Source organism: Novipirellula sp., assembly GCF_041583735.1.
GTDB lineage: Bacteria > Planctomycetota > Planctomycetia > Pirellulales > Pirellulaceae > Novipirellula.
Genome location: NZ_JBFHFD010000988.1, coordinates 1 through 2047, shown reverse-complemented (window position 1 = coordinate 2047; position 2047 = coordinate 1). Strand labels below are relative to the sequence as shown.

Annotated in this window: 1 protein-coding gene and 1 pseudogene; both read right to left on the bottom strand. The window is 55.8% G+C overall.

Features of this window, described 5'->3' with window-relative positions; all coding sequences use genetic code 11:
* Nucleotides 1–623, bottom strand: a pseudogene (locus ABX962_RS35335) (A/G-specific adenine glycosylase); the annotation flags it as partial.
* A complete protein-coding gene (locus tag ABX962_RS35330) occupies nt 620–1807 on the bottom strand; it encodes a PDZ domain-containing protein (RefSeq protein WP_372726345.1) in 1188 nt (395 codons plus the stop codon). The pseudogene ABX962_RS35335 and the gene ABX962_RS35330, both read right to left, overlap by 4 nt.
* Nucleotides 1808–2047 lie beyond the last annotated feature (240 nt).

Sequence of the window (2047 nt, the reverse complement as noted above, 5' to 3'; positions counted from 1 at the left end):
ATCGCTTCGGCAATTTGCCAGAGCAGATCGAGCGTTGGCTTCTCGGTCAGGACGCCTTGCATTGCGACCCAGCGGCTATAGACACGCTGTGTATTTCCCTCGAGCACCGGAAACGCTTGACCTTGGGAGATCGACAAGATCGCGCCCGCGGTGTAGCGACCGATACCAGGCAGATTGATCACGTCCTCAAACGTCGTGGGAAAGACCGCGTCGTGTCGTTGGCAAATCTGCTTTGCAGCCGCGTGCATCGACCGCGCGCGGCGGTAATACCCGAGTCCTTCCCAGTGGGACAGCAACGTCGATTCGTCAGCGTCGGCAAGGGCTGCAACGGTGGGGAACTGTTTTAAAAAGCGTTCGTAGTAGGGGAGTACCGTTGCAACCTGAGTCTGTTGCAACATGACCTCGCTAACCCAGACATGATACGGCTGAGGGTCCGATCGCCAAGGCAGTACACGGTGGTTCGAAGCAAACCAATCGAGCAATCGCAGCCGCGTACGACTTCGCCACGCTGCTTGTTCCCAGACCGGATCATGCGGCGGAGGATCGGCTTTGGGGCGTTGCGGCTTTGACTTGGACTTTGTCTTCGTGCTTGGCTTCGCTTTTGACTTTGGTTTAGACGTCACCGCTGATTTAACTTTCCAAGTTTTAGCTTCACCGATTCGAGGGCATCGCCGCGACGGAATTTGACTTCCACTTCGTCGCCTGGGACTTTTTGGTTGATGGCATTCTGAAGGTCCTCGAACTTTCCAATTTCCGTTTTGTCGATCTGGACGATTTCGTCACCCCGCTGCAATCCTGATGTCTCTGCAGCCGACCCGGGGATGACTTCGTTGATTCTGCAAACGTCAAATCCGTTGATACAGCTGACGCCAAGAAAGCCTCCCTGGCGATGATCGATCGTCAATCCGGGAAGCTGTTGACGCATCTCGTCGACCTTTTCTTTGCTGATTCCCGTGCCCATCAGATTCAGCGAGATCCGCATGGGGATTTTCGCGATTTCATCTCCAAGTTCCGCCGTCAGCGGCACGTAGCGAAACTCCATCGAACTGACCTGTTTCATTTTTTGCAATGGGCGCAGCGTCTTTGCATCGACTTGGCCTTCGACCACCGCAATGGTGTTCAAGTCGGGCATGGTGACAAGTTGTTCGAGTACATCGCTTCGCACCGCCGGTCCCTTGACGCGAGCAAACTCGATCGCTCGCACCCATCGCAGCCACTTCAGTGATTCGATATCGCCAGACCAATTTTCGTCGATTTGCACGACCATTTGCGGCGTGCTGATGGCGCGGACCAAGAATTGATCGACACCGATGATGACCCCGGCGCGGCCGAGTGCTTCTTGCGCCTGTGTGGCTCGGACTTCGTGGATTTCTTCGACGGCCGCTTTCGCCAATGACGCTTGGCTTCCGGCAGCGTGGACACTTAACGTTCGCAATTCACCGAGCGCCCCATCTTCTTCGTTCGGAGCCTGTTTCAGCGCGATCGCACTGAGGGCATGGACAGCCCGGTCGACCGTTTCCAGATCGCCGAACTTCATCGCTTCGACCAACAGCGTGACCGAATTGGGCCCCGCATCGATCAACTTTTGTGTCGCGAGTTTCCGGCGGTGAAATTGGTCGTTACTAAGTTGCTCGACCCAGTAGGAGAGTGGTTTCGCATCAGGCGATGCTGAGGGCGTGTTGTCGGGGGGGGAAGCAGGTATTTCCGCGGTTGGATCGGTTGCCGGATCGGTTTGGCCAGGCGAGGAAACTGCCCACGACCATGACAAAACTAGCGAAATCAGCAATCTTAATGCAATTTGGTTCATTCGATGACACTTCCCATGCGGACCCGAATCATAACTCTTGTATGGTACTGGGTTAGGTCGTCGCGCGTCAGCCCTAGGTTTGCCCCGGTTGTGGTCGGGCGGTCTGCCGCGTTATTGCCCCGCTATTGACCCGGCCGTGGTCCATATTGTCTGACAAAATCGCAGGCGGCTTGCCTCACCGCGTCGTCACTGCATTGGCCTCGCGAGACCAGATGGTACATGTCGGAACCTTTGATTTTT